17 protein-coding genes are annotated in these 18120 nt (G+C 34.0%); 1 reads left to right on the plus strand and 16 read right to left on the minus strand.

The features are described 5' to 3' along the window. Positions 1 to 1092: 1092 nt before the first annotated feature. The 16 genes from FB379_RS09465 to FB379_RS19375 all read right to left on the minus strand — a co-directional run bounded on the left by FB379_RS09465 (position 1093) and on the right by FB379_RS19375 (position 16285). Entirely contained in the window at positions 1093 to 2346 is a 1254-nt protein-coding gene (locus tag FB379_RS09465) for an O-antigen polymerase (RefSeq protein WP_144597808.1), read from the minus strand. Between the two features lie 9 nt (positions 2347 to 2355). Further along, a complete protein-coding gene (locus tag FB379_RS09470; RefSeq protein WP_144597809.1) occupies positions 2356 to 3735 on the minus strand; it encodes a UDP-N-acetylglucosamine 2-epimerase in 1380 nt (459 codons plus the stop codon). Continuing rightward, positions 3732 to 4967, minus strand: coding sequence for an oligosaccharide flippase family protein (locus FB379_RS09475; protein WP_144597810.1), 1236 nt, complete (start codon positions 4965 to 4967; stop codon positions 3732 to 3734). Before FB379_RS09475 ends, FB379_RS09470 begins: the two co-directional genes overlap by 4 nt. Before the next feature lie 215 nt (positions 4968 to 5182). Continuing rightward, positions 5183 to 6241, minus strand: coding sequence for a pseudaminic acid synthase (gene pseI / locus FB379_RS09480; RefSeq protein WP_144597811.1), 1059 nt, complete (start codon positions 6239 to 6241; stop codon positions 5183 to 5185). Then, positions 6238 to 6795 carry a UDP-4-amino-4,6-dideoxy-N-acetyl-beta-L-altrosamine N-acetyltransferase gene (gene pseH, locus FB379_RS09485; RefSeq protein ID WP_063388977.1) on the minus strand — a complete coding sequence of 186 codons (558 nt, stop codon included), beginning with the start codon at positions 6793 to 6795 and terminating at the stop codon, positions 6238 to 6240. Before pseH ends, pseI begins: the two co-directional genes overlap by 4 nt. Beyond that, entirely contained in the window at positions 6792 to 7886 is a 1095-nt protein-coding gene (gene pseG / locus FB379_RS09490; protein ID WP_199757336.1) for a UDP-2,4-diacetamido-2,4,6-trideoxy-beta-L-altropyranose hydrolase, read from the minus strand. The genes pseH and pseG overlap by 4 nt, the downstream gene beginning before the upstream one ends. A 15-nt stretch (positions 7887 to 7901) precedes the next feature. After that, positions 7902 to 8633: a cytidylyltransferase domain-containing protein gene (locus FB379_RS09495; RefSeq protein WP_144597813.1), complete on the minus strand. Its 732-nt coding sequence runs from the start codon at positions 8631 to 8633 to the stop codon at positions 7902 to 7904. A 12-nt stretch (positions 8634 to 8645) separates the two neighbouring features. Beyond that, positions 8646 to 9830 carry a UDP-4-amino-4,6-dideoxy-N-acetyl-beta-L-altrosamine transaminase gene (gene pseC, locus FB379_RS09500; protein ID WP_144597814.1) on the minus strand — a complete coding sequence of 395 codons (1185 nt, stop codon included), beginning with the start codon at positions 9828 to 9830 and terminating at the stop codon, positions 8646 to 8648. A 40-nt stretch (positions 9831 to 9870) separates the two neighbouring features. Continuing rightward, on the minus strand, positions 9871 to 10842 hold the full coding sequence (pseB, locus tag FB379_RS09505; protein WP_063388981.1) for a UDP-N-acetylglucosamine 4,6-dehydratase (inverting): 972 nt from the start codon (positions 10840 to 10842) through the stop codon (positions 9871 to 9873). Between the two features lie 43 nt (positions 10843 to 10885). After that, on the minus strand, positions 10886 to 11524 hold the full coding sequence (locus tag FB379_RS09510; RefSeq protein ID WP_240326809.1) for a sugar transferase: 639 nt from the start codon (positions 11522 to 11524) through the stop codon (positions 10886 to 10888). 67 nt (positions 11525 to 11591) lie between these two features. Continuing rightward, positions 11592 to 12473, minus strand: coding sequence for a UTP--glucose-1-phosphate uridylyltransferase GalU (gene galU / locus FB379_RS09515; protein WP_117017291.1), 882 nt, complete (start codon positions 12471 to 12473; stop codon positions 11592 to 11594). 723 nt (positions 12474 to 13196) lie between these two features. After that, a complete protein-coding gene (locus FB379_RS09520; protein ID WP_117017304.1) occupies positions 13197 to 13961 on the minus strand; it encodes a tyrosine-protein phosphatase in 765 nt (254 codons plus the stop codon). A gap of 96 nt (positions 13962 to 14057) precedes the next feature. Beyond that, the gene (locus FB379_RS09525) at positions 14058 to 14756 is read right to left on the minus strand and encodes a CpsD/CapB family tyrosine-protein kinase (protein WP_144597815.1); all 699 of its coding nucleotides are present in this window, start codon (positions 14754 to 14756) and stop codon (positions 14058 to 14060) included. After that, complete coding sequence (locus FB379_RS09530) at positions 14746 to 15492, minus strand: YveK family protein (RefSeq protein ID WP_066248041.1); 747 nt, start codon at positions 15490 to 15492, stop codon at positions 14746 to 14748. The genes FB379_RS09525 and FB379_RS09530 overlap by 11 nt, the downstream gene beginning before the upstream one ends. A gap of 162 nt (positions 15493 to 15654) precedes the next feature. Beyond that, on the minus strand, positions 15655 to 15792 hold the full coding sequence (locus tag FB379_RS18460) for a hypothetical protein (RefSeq protein WP_158640180.1): 138 nt from the start codon (positions 15790 to 15792) through the stop codon (positions 15655 to 15657). 349 nt (positions 15793 to 16141) lie between these two features. Beyond that, the gene (locus tag FB379_RS19375; protein WP_186439282.1) at positions 16142 to 16285 is read right to left on the minus strand and encodes a YwzD family small protein; all 144 of its coding nucleotides are present in this window, start codon (positions 16283 to 16285) and stop codon (positions 16142 to 16144) included. 177 nt (positions 16286 to 16462) lie between these two features. Here FB379_RS19375 and FB379_RS09535 point away from each other — a divergent pair, with 177 nt between their 5' ends. Continuing rightward, positions 16463 to 18076, plus strand: coding sequence for an SWIM zinc finger family protein (locus FB379_RS09535; RefSeq protein ID WP_144597816.1), 1614 nt, complete (start codon positions 16463 to 16465; stop codon positions 18074 to 18076). The last annotated feature ends 44 nt before the right edge of the window (positions 18077 to 18120 follow it).

Raw genomic sequence — 18120 nt, forward strand, 5'->3', positions numbered from 1 at the left:
ATAAATACAACAATAAAAATGAAATCCATAGGATTAAGCCGTGTTATGATTAAGTCGACAAAGCACAACCTAAGTTGATTTTCTGATTTCTAAACAAATAAACACCATTTAAATCGCAGCTATTGAATAGACTTTACTAAGTGTTGAATAAAAAATCTGTGTAAAACGATAGTTGTGGTCATAGATTGATGTCGCAAATTTTCATCTTACGTGGACTGAAACATTGGACGGTAACCTAAAATAAAACCGGACAGAACTTTTTCGAAACCTATTTTCCAGAAAAAGATAAGTTCGATATGAAGAAAATCGAAAATCCTAAGGTAAGAAAAATAAATACAGCTATTAAATTTATCTAGTTTCCTAAGACAAAATGTAGGAAATAATGATAATTTATCACCATATGCTGTCAATGGATACATAAAATAATAAAAAAATCGGAAATGATCTTGTTTGCACAAAGACGCTACATAACTATATTGATCTTGGACTTATTCGTAAAAAGCGACGACCAGGCGTTTCAATACCTAAGACAATGCTTTTAAAAAAAACTGTCGAAGCTCATTGAAAAACGATCTGTTAGAAGCTGAACAGCCTAAAAAAAGAATTTTACCATTGGGAAATCAATACGGTTATCGGTAAAAAAAGTAAAGACAAGACCTTTCTGACACTAACTGAACTGAAAGATTAACCCCTAAAATCTTTCTTTTCCTAGAGAAAATACAGGGATTTACTTTATTCTCATCTGTAATGGACAAATACGGGAGTTTTATTTCCTTAAAGAAAAACGATCTCATTCATCTCAAATACGACTATCATATGATCAAGAAAGATTGTAGACTTCAAACCTCTGAAAATACTTTCAGGTAGAGCTTACTCCATTATCTTAAAGTAAGCCTCATGCAACCTGACATTTAAGGCTCTGCACGCATGACTTTCCAGCCAAGAAGCCAGCTACACAGAAAGCTGGCTCACATATTAAGGCTCATCTCCACTCCATATAAAGTTTCCTATTGAATAACCAACCACACTTAAGTAGTTTCTTCAAAATGGTTTAGCTTGAATTTTATCAATCGTTGCATTTAATATTGCAATTTATAAAAGCTTCAACAATAAAACAGATAAAAGAATTGATATAAAAACATATAGCCCCATTCCTGATTGAATCATATTTATAAATGAACTATGAACTAATACTGTACCTAGATAACTGTAAATTAATATATTAGATAATTTTCCGTTTATAGCTTTTTTATATGTTAATTGACAAAAAAAACCAAATATAAACATTAATAGAAATGTTAAAGTTCCAAATCCAAAATCAGTATACAGTGGACCAAAAAAAGTTGTATATACTCCTTGTGATTCTAAATTATCCAAAAGTTCATCAAAATCTGGAATATCAAACCCCAAAAATTTTGCAAATTTAAAAATAGGATAGAATTGATATGAACCATAACCTAAATTATTAACATCAAAATATTCGAATAAAAGAAAAAACTGATAATATCCATGTAGAAGATAGTGTACTAAACTAATAAAAGTGTATTTTAAACTATTAACAAGCATATTATCTGAGTAAATATCAGCAAACCAACCTTTTACAATAAAATGTCTCTCATTTTGCATATAATTTAAATGATCATAAATAGTAAACCCCATTTCTTCAAGCCTGTTATGTAATAATATACTAGAATAAAGAAAAAACAATAAAAATACAGATATAATTAATAATATCCTTTTTAAATTAAATATAAGTGACAATTTTTCTTTCTTTATTATAAACGATATAAGTACCATTCCAGCTAATAATGATAAACTGGTTCTCCCTCCAAGTAAATAAATATATACAATAAACAAAAATGTATTTACAAATATGAACATTTTATCTTTTAAATTTATACCATTTATATGAATTGAAACAACCAATGCAATAATTGAAAAGGGATAAAGAAACGAAGACGCTATTCCAATTACAGAAATCTCATTAGTATTACCGTATAATCGATAGGCAGAAATTGAACCATAAGACAGAAATTCTCTAATAAAAAATAAATCATAAAATCTGAAAACTAGACCTATAAGGCCAATCCAATTAACTATCCTGATAAATTTTATATATTTATTGTTGTTAAAATTAGTAGTATTTCTAGTATCTTTTCCTACTTTTTTTGAAAAAAATAAGTGAGTATAAAATGTTCCAATAAAAAAAGAAACAAAACAAAAAAACAAAAATAAAATTGCTTTGTTATCAGGTTGAATAATATATTGTATTGGTGAAACAAGATTAAATAAGATCCAAATGACAAATGATAACATAATAAGCCAACGTGGAGAGATATAGTTCATTTACCAATATCACACCTTCAAGTCATCTATTAAAGAATTAAATCCAAATGCTATTTTTTTTACATTCTCTCTATCAAGTACTTGGGGTGTACTTATTGTGTCTGAAATTGTTCCTTCAAAGGAATTTTGAATTATATATCGATAATAATCTTCTGGACTTTTCTTATCATTCTTTTTGTTACAATATAATATTTTTTTTATGTCCATAGGATCATTAATATAGAATACATTATTTAATTCATTAAAAAACATTTTAGAAAATGTTACAGCTTTTTTTCCAATTATCCCAGCTTCTAAGGCTACTGTTCCTGAAACAGTTAATACTAATAAACTATTCTCTATTAACTTTCTTGTATCTTCAAATGGATTTATTAATACTACATTAGGAATTTTTGTTAATTTTCTATAAAAATATAAACTTCTTTCACCTAAACTATTAGAATGTTCTTTTACATACAATTTTACATTATCCGGCAAATTTAGAGCAATTTCTCTTATTAACTCAAGTTGATTGCTGTGCCTATATCCTAAAACATCAATCGAAGCTTCAGGCTGTTTATGAAGTGTATAAAGTGCATAGTCCCGGTTATAGTCAGCATTTTGAAAAACAGATTTTAAAATATTTATTTTATATCTCAATGGCCTCAAATATTTTTTTTCAATAAGTAATTGATACTTTAACGATTTTACAGACTGATCATATTTTGCTTCGATTAAGGATTCAAATAACTTAACTATTATAGTTTTAATTAGGGAAAAATTAAACCTAGGAATCTGATTATTGATATAATAATAATCAGGCTTTTTATTATATATAACTACAGAGTCAATAATTTCGTTTATAATTTTATTCATATCGGTTTTATGTATCCGACTTTTTTTAAACTGATAAATTTCTGACTGAAAAGGACCTTTAAAAAACACAAATCTATTACTAGGAATCCTAACAGTAAATGGATTAAAAAAATATTTTCCCAATATATCACATATCACTGACGTTAAAATTTCATGAGCAGCCGTTGCTTCTCCAAATACTACATCAATATCTTTATCTATTATAAACGATTTTATTAAATCTCCCAATGAAGTAAGATAATTAATAGAGTAATCGCCATTCATACTTCTTAATATTCTATCCATTAAAGCAATACTAGTTAAATTTAAACCATAAGAATTATTTTCAACTGTTAATAAGCTTCTTTTATTGTTTCTAACTTTATCTTTAGTAATTAAAAGAATTTCTTCCGGTTTTATCCCCTTTTTTAACAACCAGTTATACCATTTATAACTTGGAGTTATCCAATAAATTTTTTTATTGGATTTAATTTCTTTTGAAATTTCAAAAAAAAGTTCAGTTTTATAAAAACAAGTTATAAAACAAATATTCATGCAAATTCACCCGAAATTTTTTTATAGTATCCCATTTTTAAAATTAATAAACTTAACATTCCTAACAAATATGAAAAAGCTGATCCATAAATAGAGAAAAACGGTACACTAATTAGATTTGATAAAATAATTATAGTTAATGAAAAAAAACTAGCTCTCATTAAATAATTATCATAATTTCCCACATATAATCTATAATGATAGACTTGGGAAATTATGTTGAATGTCAAACCAATTAATAGTATTACTAATATAAATTTGTAATCATGAAATGTTTCTTTTTTTACAAAAAAGATAACCCAATCAAGAAATAATAATGAAAACAAGGAAGTTATAACTAAAATTAAAATAGAATTAAAGTTCATTTTCCTCAATGTCGCCTCAAATTTATATAAGTTTTTCTCATTATAATATCTTATAATATTTGGTAAAAAAATAGAAATTGATCCTGCAAATATAAAGGAATAAATAGCATTAATAATACTAAAATAAAAAGAATAAATTCCTACAATACTATTCCCATAAAAAAATTTCAAAAAAAACTTATCAATGTTTATAGAAAATACATATGAAATTGTACTGAGAAAAAAAGGAATACTCCTTTTTATACCATAAATTATAATTCTATAGCTGGGGTTTTTTTTCAAAGTACGAAAAATGAATTGTTTTCTAATAAAAATTAGACCAATTAACACACTAAGAAAACTATGGATAATCCAGAATATTAGTATGCTCCTAACATTTAAAATATCAGGAGATATTAAAAACACAGGAATTATTAAATAAACCCATAGTCCATTTTTAATAAAAACTACTAAATTGGATAAGATTGATTTTGAAATATTAATTAGTATTCTAGCAATTTCTTGACTGACAAATTCAAAAAATAAGAGTATCCACAAATAAATAAAATATTTTTTATCTATAATATCAATTTCAACTATTACCCATAGAATAATACTACTTAAAAAGAACATAAAAACATGAAAATATAATTGATTTAATAAAAGTTTACTCTTTAACTTTATTTTCGAGAATCTTATATAAAGTCTAGTTACATTTGTATAATACTCAAAACCTATAATATATATATTTATTGTAATAAAAGATACAATTAAACTATATTCACCCAACTCCATCTCGTTTAGGAATCTAGCAAACAGAAAAACAACAATAAATTTAGCAAATAACGTAAGACCCCTTAAAATAATATTTATTATTTGTTCCTTCATTTAATTCAAAGATCCCCTATTCATAAAATACGTTTAGTCGCTTATAGTTCAATAAATACAAATAATCAGAATTACTTAATCAACTGAGTATCTTGTGAGATAAATCTAAAATAAAAGAACCAAGAAATAGCATTTAAGATAAAAAGAAATTCTAGCCAATGTTGTTGTACTAGATCATTCCTTAATTGCGTTTATCAATTACAAAAGAATTTAACCTATTCTTTAAAAAGTAAATCAAACGATAATGGAGTTCCAGCTTTTAAATCTTTATTAGCTGTTAAGCCAATAATTTTTTCAAAATATTTAGGCTCTAAACCATATCCCGGTCTAATAACTCTAATATTTTCTTTCGTGAATTTTTCCCCAGCTTTTATATCCTTTGCTACATAAATCGATCTTCTAAATTTTAGCGACGCCTTTTCTTTCTCCGTTGGTCCATATTTTACTTCCCCTAATGCCTGCCATGCTCTTTCGGTTTCTGCTACTAAAGCTTTCATTTCATCAGGCTCCATTGAAAATGCAGCGTCTACCCCGCCATCTGCTCTTGAAAGGGTAAAGTGCTTTTCAATTACTGTTGCTCCTAACGCAACACTGGCAACTGCAACCCCTACTCCCATCGTGTGATCGGATAAACCAACTTGACAGTCAAATAATTCTCTCATGTGCGGAATGGTTAGTATATTTGTATTTTCAGGAGAAGCTGGATAGGTGCTTGTACATTTTAAAAGAACTAGATCCTTACAACCTGCTTCTCTCGCTGCTCTTACCGTTTCATCTAATTCGGCTACCGTTGCCATTCCTGTTGAAATGATCATTGGTTTCCCTGTTGAAGCGACTTTTTTAATGAGTGGAATATCGGTATTTTCAAATGATGCAATCTTATACATCGGTACATCTAATTCTTCTAAAAAGTCTACTGCTGTTTCATCGAAAGGGGTGCTAAAAGGAATCATCCCTAATTCTCGAGCACGATCAAAAATCGGTTTATGCCACTCCCAAGGAGTATAGGCTTGTTGGTATAGCTGATATAACGTATGTCCCTTCCATAAACTATCGCTATCTTCAATTTTAAATTCCGGATTTTCCAAATTTAATGTCATTGTATCCGCTGTATATGTTTGAATCTTTAACGCATGTGCTCCAGCCTTGGAAGCTGCCTCAACAATCGCTAAAGCACGTTCTAAGGATTGATTATGATTCCCAGACATTTCTGCGATAATAAATGGTTTATGATTTGGTCCAATCTTTCTTCCTTCAACAATAATTTCGTTCATACTCTCATTCCTTCAATCATATGTTTTATTTTACTTTTTTGTTCTTTCCATTCTTTATTAAATAAAGCCATTAATATCACATCTGCATATTGGTTATTTTTAAGGACGTGTTCTCTCAAAACACCTTCTGTTCTAAAACCTAACCGCTGATGATAACGAATGCTTCTTTCATTGAAGCTGATTATCTCGGCACATAATTTACGGATGTTTAACTCTTCAAATACAAAATTTAAGGCTAAGTATCCCATTAAAGTTCCTGAACCTTTTGGCGCACTTTGATCACCAACATAAAATCCCCAAGAACATTTGCCATTTTCCAAATCTATATTAGTAAAATTCACAACCCCAACTGGAACATTTTCTAAGTAAAAAATCTTTACAATGGTTCGTTTGTCTTTTTTAACTCTGTCAAACCATTTTCTATGTTCTTCTAGCGAAATAACCCGATCATGAAACATTACTGATCGAATATGTTCCTGATTTCGCCAATTTAAAACCATTTCTAAATGTGAGGAGTTCATATCTTCTAGTCTTGTACGTTCTAATAAGTTCATTTTAGTTCCTCCATAATTACCTTAACAACTGGATAAGTATTTACAATTTTGTGATTGACAAGTTTAGAAGCACGTTCAGATAGTAATTGAGCTTTTTTAGGATGCTCGATTAAATCCTTTACAGCCTCAAATATTTGATCAGACGTAACTTCATGACTACATCCAAGATTAATGGTCGCACCAAACTTGCTAACAGAATCCGTTAACTCTATTTGATTATCCGCTACAATAATTGTAATGGATGGAAGCCCTAAATAACATCTCTCCCATGTTGTTGTTCCGCCAGCTCCGATTGCTAAATCTGCTTCATTCATCAATTCTGCCATGTTTGACACTTGACAATGAAAAAAGAAGTTGAGATATCGATCACAATATTCTCGAATTTCATGTTTTCTTCTATTAGATGAACCTACAACAACATTTACTTTTATGTTATTTTCTAATAAAGCCAATGCATTCAGTGTCTTGATCGTTTCATTTGTAGGATCTGTTCCGCCAAAGAAAACAAGGATGTTATGAATTTTCCCATCACGAATGCGTTTCTGACGAGAAGCTTCGATAAATTCTTCCCTTAACAACACATAATTGGGTCCTAATAATTGTTTACATTCAGGAGGAACTAAATTTTTATATCTATCTTGATAATTTAAATACCAGTTTTGATCAAGGAGAAAATCACAAACATGCTTCCGATTTGCCAAATCATCGATCACCATTATTTTTTTTGAAAAAGGCTTTATCTTGCTTTCCCATTTACTATCCAATCCATAATGATCGACAACTAATAAATCTATTGAAAAATTATATTTTTTAAACAAGAATTGAGTTTCATATACATCTTGTTTCCAATTTTTTTCATACCATTTAAAAATGGCAAGATGGTCAGCCTTATTTATTTGAATTTTTGGGAGAACTAAAACGCGAAAACCATTGTCTTTAATAAAATTAATTAAATTGCCTTCAAGATCTCTGCATATAAAAGAAACATTGGCATTAACTTGTTTTTTTAGTTGATTTGCCAATGTTAAACATCTCATCACATGACCAGTTCCAATTGTTAGCGATGAGTCAGTCCTAAATAGTACATTCATTTTTAAAAACACAACCTATAGTTTCTTTTGTTCAATATGTGCATTAATCTGCACCCACTCAGGCTTTGATCGCAAAATTTGAATAACATCTTCAAATGTAAATAATGGCTTAGTCGGATATAACATTTCTAATATGTTTTTAATTAAGTGAAAATCTTCCTCTGTATCTACTGTCCATCTATGTTGACTTTCATCCTTTACATTTGACACACTAAAAAATCTAAATTGATCAGGATGATGATATATATAAGCAGTGACATGCTCGCGGTAAGCTGACTCTTTAGCTTCTTCGTGAGCTCTTTTTAATGCTTTATATGACATCACTTCTGTATCCAGTCCTCTTGGATATGTGCGAGTTAATGTGTTTGAAACGTAATCGTATCGATCTTTATTTTCCAAATAATGTGTTACAACCTTATCAATAACATTTGGGTCTATAATTGGGCAGTCTGATGTTAATCGAACAATGACATCTGCATTAAATTGTGTAGCAGCTTCAAAATAACGAGACAGCACATCTTCCTCTGATCCTCGATAATAAGGTATTGAAAGTTGCTGACAAAGTTGAACAATTTGGTCATCACTTTCTTTCGTAGTTGTGGCAATAATGATTTCATCAATACTTTTTGCTCTTTTTACTCGTTCAATTTGATATTCAAGTAATGTTTTGTCTAATACTTTTTTTAATATTTTCCCCGGAAGTCTCGTAGAACCCATACGAGCTTGGATAATAGCAGCAACTTTCATTTTTCCACCTTCTTACTTCTTATAATAGTCTATCGTTCTTTTCACTGCTTTGATTACATCATGAACATCTTTTTCACTCATTGCAGGGAATAGAGGTAATGTAATCATTTCTTCATATAATTTTTCAGCATTCGGACAAATCCCTTTTTTGTAACCCAATTGTTGATAATAAGGTTGTAAATGGACAGGAATATAATGAACATTGACACCAATATTTTGCTGTTGCAGTGCTTCAAAAATTTCGCGCCTTGACGCTGTTAATTTATCTAATTTTAATCGAATAATATATAAATGCCAGCTTGATTGTCCATCTTCATGTTGGAATGGAGTTATAATTTCATCTATATCTTTGAATGCTTCATTATACATTGCAACATATTTTCGACGAAGTTCAACAAACTTATCAACCTTCTTCAACTGACTTGTCCCTAAAGCAGCTTGAATATCCGTCATGCGATAATTATATCCTAAAAACTGCATCTCATAATACCAAGGACCATGAAATTCATTTAGTTTATCTTTCTCACGTGTAATCCCGTGTGAGCGGAATTGCAGTAATTTATCATAGTATTCTCTATTGTTTGTCGTAATAATTCCGCCTTCACCTGTAGTAATATGTTTTACTGGATGAAAGCTAAACATCGTCATATCACTAATGGAGCCAACCTTTTTCCCTTTATATACAGCCCCTAAGGCATGTGCAGCATCCTCAATCACTACAAGGTTATGTTTTTTCGCAATTTCTAAAATTCCATCTAATTCAGTAGGTTGACCTGTAAAATCAACCGGAATAATTGCTTTCGTTTTATCAGAAATCTTTTCCTCAATTTTATTAGGGTCTATATTATATGTTTTTTCATCGATATCAGAAAAAATAGGTGTCCCGCCTTGATAAATCACACAGTTCGCACTAGCAGCAAAAGTCATTGGTGTCGTAATGACTTCATCTCCATTGCCTATTCCGGCTGCAAAGCAAGCTCCATGTAATGCCGCCGTTCCATTCGAAAAAGCAACAGCATATTTGGCTCCAACATATTCTGCAACAGCTTGTTCAAACTTTGCAAGATATGGACCCGTTGTTAAATAGCTTCCTTTCAGTACTTCTATAACAGCTTCAATATCATCTTCATCAATCCATTGCCTTCCATATGGTAAATACGATTGTCTGACGGGTTCAAAAATTTTATCTTTCTTCATATATCTCACTCCTAAACTAGAAAAAAGTAGAAGAAACGTTTTACATTTCTTCTACCAATACTCGCAACTCTTCCACAGTTAACCATTCAGAATTTGTATCACTTGTATATTTGAACCCATCTGGAAGAGGAGTTCCACCTTTCAAAGCTTCTTCTGACCACCAAGGGAATTCAGGCTGGATCACATAATATGTATCAAACTCTAAAGTGCGGCGGGCATCGTCTTCTGAAATCATCGCTTCATGAAGTTTTTCACCTGGGCGAATACCAACAATTTCGATTTCACATTCTGGAGCAATTGCTTCCGCTAAGTCTACTACTCTCATGCTTGGAATTTTCGGTACAAAAATTTCTCCGCCACGCATACGCTGTAAATTATCTATGACAAATTGAACACCTTGATCAAGTGTAATCCAAAAACGAGTCATTCTTTCATCTGTAATAGGCAATTTACCAGTATGTCGAATTTTCTTAAAGAATGGAACAACACTGCCGCGGCTCCCAACAACATTTCCATAACGAACCACTGAAAATCTCGTGTCTTTTTCACCTACGTAAGAGTTTGCAGCTACAAAAAGTTTGTCAGACGCAAGCTTCGTCGCACCATATAAGTTTACAGGGCTGCAAGCTTTATCTGTGCTTAATGCAATAACTCTCTGAACCCCTCGGTCAATCGCTGCCTCTACAATGTTTTGAGCACCATGTATATTGGTTTTGATCGCCTCAAATGGATTGTATTCACATGCACCAACGTGCTTAAGAGCTGCTGCATGAATAACAACATCAACACCATCAAACGCACGGTATAAACGATCTTTATCCCGTACATCACCAATAAAAAAGCGAATGCGAGGATCCGTATATTCCTGCGCCATTTCATATTGTTTTAATTCATCTCTACTAAACACAATCACTTTTTTTATATCATATTTTAAAATTTTGTTAACAAATTTTTTGCCAAATGATCCTGTTCCACCTGTAACAAGAATAGTTTTACCATTTAAATTATACATTGCTTAAACCTCTCTCTTTTTAAATTAATTTTAATTGTGCATATTAATAAGCGTTTTTTGAAGTAAACATAACTATTATTGTTTTAAATATAAGTTTAATATCTAAAAAGATAGATCTCTCATTTATATATTTAATATCCAACTCCACCATTTCCTCAAACCCTACATTACTTCTTCCACTCACCTGCCAAAGGCCTGTGCATCCAGGAGTCACAAGCAGTCTTTGCATATCATACTTTGTATATTGTTCTACTTCTCTAGGCAGTGGAGGACGGGGGCCAACTAAACTCATATCTCCTTTAATAACGTTCCAAAGCTGCGGAAGTTCATCAATACTTGTTTTTCGGATGAATTTTCCTATCTTAGTTGTTCTTGGATCTTCTTTTATTTTAAACATCGCACCGGATACTTCGTTATATTTTAATAAATCATTTAGTCGTTCTTCCGCATCTACAACCATCGATCGGAATTTATACATATAAAAATTTTTGCCGTCTTTGCCGACGCGTATTTGCTTGAAGAACACAGGGCCTTTTGGATCTTCAAGTTTGATACAAATAGCTACAATGATAAAAACAGGTAATAACAGTATAATTCCAAGAAACGCTCCTAATAAATCCATAATTCGTTTCGCAAGCAAATATCCTCTTTTATGATTAACTGCTGTTTTGTCAATTAACAATAGCTGCTGATTTGTATCCTCTTGATTAGATGCTTTCACAAAGGCCAAATCGACTCACCCTTTTTCTCTATTTTGTTATCCTTTCCTCTTTTATCAACTCTTCCATAAACTGAATCAGCTCTTGCTTTAGTTCTTCGTTTTTCATCGCAAACTCGATCGTCGTCTTAATAAATCCGATCTTTTCTCCGACATCATACCGTTTTCCTTCGAAGTTGTAGGCGAAGACACGTTGGATTTCATTTAGTTTTTGGATGGCGTCTGTTAGCTGGATTTCGCCGCCGGCTCCGATTTTTTGTTCTTCCAAAAACAGAAAAATTTCAGGTGTCAGTATGTACCGTCCCATGATGGCGAGATTGGATGGCGCTGTTCCTTTTGCCGGTTTTTCGACGAAGTTTTTGACTTCGTATCGGCGACCCGTTTGTTCGAGCGGCTCGATGATGCCGTAGCGGTGTGTTTCTTCTTCAGGAACAGGCTGTACGCCGATGATCGATGCTCCCGTTTTTCCATATTCGTCCATCAGCTGTTTTAAGCAAGGCTTGTCCGCCTGCACGATGTCATCTCCAAGAAGCACCGCAAACGGTTCGTCGCCGATGAATTTTCGGGCGCACCAGACGGCATGTCCAAGCCCTTTCGGTTCTTTTTGCCGTATGTAATGAATATCTACTTTGGAAGATTGGCGCACTTTTTCCAAGAGATCAAATTTTTCTTTTTCCACTAAATTGTGTTCGAGTTCAAAGTTGTTGTCAAAATGGTCTTCGATCGCTCTTTTTCCTTTTCCGGTGACGATGATGATGTCCTCAATTCCGGATTCGATCGCTTCCTCTACTATGTATTGAATCGTCGGTTTATCAACGATCGGCAGCATTTCTTTCGGCATCGCTTTCGTTGCAGGCAAAAATCTTGTTCCGAGCCCCGCAGCTGGTATGATGGCTTTCCTCACTTTTTTCAATATACTCACTCACTTCCCTTTGTACTTTTTGTTTATACGGACCTACGTATAATCTATTCATCAATAGAGCATACGTAGATTCATATCGGTTTTGAAAACAATAACCACTTTTTGTTTCTAGTGGTTTTCCAGTTTTGTTTTTTAGTTTTAGCATTTTTTGTTTAAATACTCTTTATTTAGTTCTCTCTGTTTTAGGTAAATTATTTACTGACAATTTGCAGACTGTTTAATAAACAAAGCTTAATATGTTTGATGCAAATTTCAATTAAGATTTTTTATATAAGTAAATGTTTTCCTGTTAATTTTATCAATACTTTCTTGTGTTTGTTCAATATTGCTTTTTTACTCAATCCAATCATTCATAAAATAGTATAATTTTCCTTTCCATGCAGAGTAAAAAAGAATGCTTAACAGCTGCCTACAATTTTGGGCGTTATCCAGTGAATTCTTTCAATATATCGTGTTAATAAATCGGTGAAGCACGTGAAAAAGATACAGGTCTATAGGCATATCTTTCAATATACCGTGTTAATAAACCGGGCATCTAACCCGCCCTCACACCGCACCATCGACGACTAGCGTCTAAGGTGTCCTTTTGGAAGCACCCACAGCGCGGCCGAGTGCCTCTATTGATAAAGGTAAAGAGACATCACCTTTAAAAAAATTCTAAAAAACAATATATTATATAGAAAAGGCGCTAATAGCCATTCAATATATTGTAATTTAGAAAATTCCAAAAAACTTCTTTTTTTTGATGCGTTCGGGAGGTTCTTTGTAAATCGCTTCGTTTCGAATGACGCAGTCGGCGTTTTCTTTGAAATATTCGACCGCATCTATGCCAAATTGTTCTTCCACTTCCGCAAAAGCTTCCTGCATGTGAAAGCTCCTATACTTCAAATCGTGCGCATCTGAAGCAATAAAATGGACAAGATTGGAATTTAGCAACTCGAAAGAAAATTTTTTAATTTTGCTGCCAAACGTTCCCGTAATGCTTGCTGCTGTCAGCTGTGCTGCCGCTCCTTGCTTTATAAGCTTGTACAAAAGGTCGGGATTTTGCGCAATTTCGCTGTTTCTCTCTGGATGGGCAATGATCGGATTCAGCCCGGCCATCATCATATCAAATATCAACCGTTCCGCATATCTTGGCACATGGTTTGAAGGAAACTCAATTAAAATATAGTTTGACTGATTTAAACCGCCGCAGTTCCCAGCCGAAAAGTCTTCAAGCAGTTCCCCGTACAGCCGGATCTCTTGGCCGGGAACAACTGTAAGCGGAATTCCTTCTTTTTTCAATGCTTCATTCAATTTTTCTGTCTTTTCTTTAACGAAGCTCCATTCATTGTCAAACTTCCCGTTTTTATGGTGCGGTGTAGCGGTAATGACCGAAATCCCTTGACGGACAGCCGCTCGCGCCATTTCGATACTTTCAGTCAAATGCTTCGCTCCATCGTCCACTTCCGGCAATATATGACAGTGCAGATCAATCATCATACGACACCATCCTTCAAATCACGGAAAAAAATCAGATATTTCTCATTTTAAACAAGTAGACTGTTTTTTTCAAAGAAAAATAGGAAAAAATACCTAATTTTTCCCGCCGTAATAATAGTAATAATGACTGTCTTTCTGCGGCTTGCCGTTTAATACAACTCCTAACAGCTTGCTTTTTGCCGACAACAATGATTCTTTTCCTTTTAACGCTGCTTCTCTCTCCGTTTTTCCGCTTGCCACCACCATGATCGACGCATCGACTTGATTAGCCAAAATTTGCGCATCCGCTACCGCTAAAAGAGGCGGAGAATCAATAATCACAATGTCGTAATGATCATAAGCTTCTTTGAGCAGCTCCACCATGCTTCTCGATGACAAAAGCTCGGCTGGATTCGGAGGAATCGGTCCGCTCGTTAAAACGTCCAAATGATCAACTTCACTTACCGACACAGCTTCCTGTAAAGTCGCATTTCTTAACAGCACGCTCGTCAATCCGTGAATGTTTTGCAGACGGAATGTATAATGAACTGTCGGTTTGCGCAAATCAGCGTCAATTAACAGCACCTGCTTCCTTTGCTGAGCAAACACAACAGCCAAGTTTGCCGCCGTTGTCGACTTCCCTTCTCCAGGGCCTGTTGATGTAATCATGATTGAACGAATTTCATGGTCCACAGACGAAAATTGAATGTTTGTCCGAATCGTCCGGTATTGTTCAGAGATCGGCGATTTCGGGTTGAGCGCCGTGACCAATGTGCGCTGTTTTTGCTTCATTCCTTTCGCTCTAGGCGCCATACGTCTCACCCCTGACTCTCGATTTTTTTACCGCTTGATTCATTGTCGAACTGTTCATTTCATTGTCCATTTCAGAAATTGCCCCAAGCACAGGAAGCTCCAAAAGCTTCTCAATATCCTGCTCTGTCTTTACCGTGTTGTCAAGATACTCAAGCAAAAACGCAAGTCCAACGCCGGCCATCAATCCGACAACAAACGCAATCGCCATATTTAAGACAGGCTTCGGCTTGACAGGAGAAGCATTCTCTTTCACTTCCGCTTTCGACAAAATGTTGACGTTGTCAACGTTCATAATATTTTTAATTTCCTTTTGAAAAACGCTCGCGATCGTGTTGGCAATATTTGCTGCATGATTCGGATCAGGATCTTGAACGGAAATGTTGACGACCTGCGAGTCCTTTTCGCTTCCGACCGTAATTTTTTCATTTAATTCGTCGACCGTCTCGTTTAAACCCAGCTCTTCAATCACCAGCTCCAAAATTCTTGGACTCTTAATAATGACATTGTATGTATTAATGAGCTGCAAATTCGTTTGAATTTCGTTGTATTGAAAAGCGGCTTGGTCATCCTTCGTTTGGTTGACTAAAATTTGGGTGGAAGCTTGATAAATCGGAGTAATAAAAAAATAGCTGACAATGCCGCTTGCCGCCGTTGCAATCGCTGTAATGAGAATAATTAAGCTGATCCGTTTTTTCAAAGTATCCAATATCTCTTTTAAGCTAATTGTTTCTTCCATGTTAACCTCCGTTGCAAAATATGTCATTACCTATCAATTTATTATAATATTAAATTCTTCCAACATCTAGTTGACTCGACATTTTTATAGAGAATTTTGTCCTTTTTCAGAAAAAAGCGTAAGGAGGTGAATCGCTTCAATTCACCTCCTTACACTTTCTTCCTACATCGTATTCAGCAAAATTGCAGAAGCCACCCCAATGGCAACAGCAATAACCGGAAAAGCGATATAAAGGCACATTTTTTTGATTTTTCTTCTTGCTTCGATTTCTTCCGGCGTCAGCCATCGACCTTTCTTCAAACCCTTTACCCTCCCCCGAACACACTTTTCTTGGCTGATATATCAAAATTCTTACTAAATAATATGGAAGTAAGACTACAATACCCATATCGGTCAGCCGCCTTATGATGTTTACAGGAAAAAAGGCTTATTTTTAGTTCGGGGGAGATAGAACAATCAAACGTTCCCTAGGCTTTTTAAAACATGCAGAATGAAAGGAGATGTCAGATAAGTCACTTAAAATAAATCAAGTAGAGAAAACAAACCGTTTTTCTCTACTTGATTTCGTATATTTCTATTTTTGCTTGAAAGTATCTGGCGGATGCCTGCTACTTTCAGTATGATGTGGGATAATGCCACAATCCCACAGCTATGATACATACACCTTTTTAATCTCGTGTTCAAGCTGTTTTAATAATTCTTTCGTAGTGACATGTTCGTTTGTTTCACCTTGCTTATACGCATTAAGGAGAATTTTCAGAAATTCGTCCTGGATCTTCTTTGTCTCTTTCATTCTGAAAAATTTCCTTTCTTCAAATTTTTACAAAATTAAACAGCAAGATATGACAATTATACAAACTTCAAATCAAAGTTGCAATAGTTTACTAGACAAGAATCATGTTCGATTTCGCATTTTGCGCTATAATCGTAAGGAACGTGTTGCTATAAACGACAAAGGAGCGGACTTCTCATGCCTTCCCATATATTCGATAAACAATTAGTGCTTCAATGTTCGGAACAAGTAATGAACATGCTTTCCCCTGAAACAGAGGAACACCGTGAATGGATGAAAAAAGGGTTTCTTTTATATAGACAAGGAAACGTGTTTAATGTCAAGCAAGAGGGAATATTTATTACGGCGGCAGTTGAGGACGTAAAGCGTGCTCATGTCAAGCTTGATTTGGAATATTTTCAGCTGTCAAGCTGCTCCTGTTCTAATGAGTTTCCATGCCGTCATCTCATTGCTGTTTTTTTATATATTTATGCATTAACAGACGATCTCGGTGACTTTTTTAACAAGTGGAAAGAAAAACCGAATAAAAAGCTGAACGTGTTGAAGGAGGAAGGCTTGATTCAAAAAGGAATGAAGCCGAGTGAACAATCGGCCGACGATTGGGCAGAGCTTTTTAAAGGCGAACTTGACAATGTTGAAACGCTCTTCGGTACACAAAGAATTTATGCGATTTGGTATAAAGTGTATCCGCTCCTGAAAAAAAAGGAGCCTGAAAACCGAGAATTAAAACCTCTCTACCATATCATGCTGGCAAGTAGTCTGCTTGTTGAAATTTGCCGCTTTTGCCATCAAAACGAAGCAAATACAAATTCGCCAGCTCTTTTCCAGTATGCTGCTCAAGTGATAGAAGAATTGCAGCTTGAGATCATTGAACATGTAAAGCAAATCAAAACAATGTCCTTGCCTTTTTCCGCTGATCCCATTTTACATGACATGACGGATCACATCCGCGAGCTTTTGTTTTGCGGCAAAGCTTTTCTTTACGAGCGAGTCGTTATTTACCGAATCATCTGGGAGCATTTGCTGAACCGAAAAAAGTGGATAGAAGAAGAGCGGACGATGCTTGAACATCGAAAAGATGATGAAATGAAAAAAGGCGGTTTGTTCATTCTTGAATGCGAACTCTCTATTTTCCATTTTGATTTTTTAGACAAAAACGACGACCATATCATCCATTACTTGCATGAAACTGATCTTCCTCTTTTGCCGTTTTTGTTTGATTGGATTATATCGATGAACAAACGAAAAGAATTTAAACGGTTCCGAAAATGGGTCCCGGTGATTCTTGATCAAGCCAATTTGTATATTCAAGTGGAAGATTTTTACGATCGACAAGAAACGATATATTATTTATTAAATGAGTTTGAACATTATCGCGCTCAAGCTGGGGATGACGAGACGTTCGAACACGCTTGCCGAAAGCTTCTTCCGTACAGCTATGCAGTTTATCATGAATATTTAATAGAAAAAGGCCTGTTTCATACATGGGCGGAGCTTCAGCTTTCGATCGGTTTCTCTCTAGATGATGTAGAGAGCCGGCTTCTTACTGTCATTGAAAAAAAAGCACCCAGTGTGCTGCTTCCCCTATTGCATCAAGAAATTGCCGGCAAAATCGCCGCCAAAAACCGATCAAGCTACAAAGACGCTGTGAAATATTTAAAAAGGCTGAAACGCGTTTATAAAAAAACGGGCGATATGGACACTTGGGAACACTATTTTCAGCATATTACGAGCGAGTATAAACGCCTTCGCGCTTTTCAAGAAGAGCTCGTAAAAGGAAAATTGATGTAATGCACAGCTTAAAGATCAAAAGTATTCAACAGAAAAGGAAGTGG

The organism is Aeribacillus composti (assembly GCF_007827555.1).
Taxonomy (GTDB): domain Bacteria; phylum Bacillota; class Bacilli; order Bacillales; family Aeribacillaceae; genus Aeribacillus; species Aeribacillus composti.

Excerpts from the sequence above, each read along its gene's own strand:
- FB379_RS09465 (WP_144597808.1), bottom strand. The coding sequence starts at position 2,346 with ATGAACTATATCTCTCCACGTTGGCTTATTATGTTATCATTTGTCATT.
- FB379_RS09470 (WP_144597809.1), bottom strand. The coding sequence starts at position 3,735 with ATGAATATTTGTTTTATAACTTGTTTTTATAAAACTGAACTTTTTTTT.
- FB379_RS09475 (WP_144597810.1), bottom strand. The coding sequence starts at position 4,967 with ATGAAGGAACAAATAATAAATATTATTTTAAGGGGTCTTACGTTATTT.
- pseI (WP_144597811.1), bottom strand. The coding sequence starts at position 6,241 with ATGAACGAAATTATTGTTGAAGGAAGAAAGATTGGACCAAATCATAAA.
- pseH (WP_063388977.1), bottom strand. The coding sequence starts at position 6,795 with ATGAACTTATTAGAACGTACAAGACTAGAAGATATGAACTCCTCACAT.
- pseG (WP_199757336.1), bottom strand. The coding sequence starts at position 7,886 with ATGAATGTACTATTTAGGACTGACTCATCGCTAACAATTGGAACTGGT.
- FB379_RS09495 (WP_144597813.1), bottom strand. The coding sequence starts at position 8,633 with ATGAAAGTTGCTGCTATTATCCAAGCTCGTATGGGTTCTACGAGACTT.
- pseC (WP_144597814.1), bottom strand. The coding sequence starts at position 9,830 with ATGAAGAAAGATAAAATTTTTGAACCCGTCAGACAATCGTATTTACCA.
- pseB (WP_063388981.1), bottom strand. The coding sequence starts at position 10,842 with ATGTATAATTTAAATGGTAAAACTATTCTTGTTACAGGTGGAACAGGA.
- FB379_RS09520 (WP_117017304.1), bottom strand. The coding sequence starts at position 13,961 with ATGATTGATCTGCACTGTCATATATTGCCGGAAGTGGACGATGGAGCG.
- FB379_RS09525 (WP_144597815.1), bottom strand. The coding sequence starts at position 14,756 with ATGGCGCCTAGAGCGAAAGGAATGAAGCAAAAACAGCGCACATTGGTC.
- FB379_RS09530 (WP_066248041.1), bottom strand. The coding sequence starts at position 15,492 with ATGGAAGAAACAATTAGCTTAAAAGAGATATTGGATACTTTGAAAAAA.
- FB379_RS19375 (WP_186439282.1), bottom strand. The coding sequence starts at position 16,285 with ATGAAAGAGACAAAGAAGATCCAGGACGAATTTCTGAAAATTCTCCTT.
- FB379_RS09535 (WP_144597816.1), top strand. The coding sequence starts at position 16,463 with ATGCCTTCCCATATATTCGATAAACAATTAGTGCTTCAATGTTCGGAA.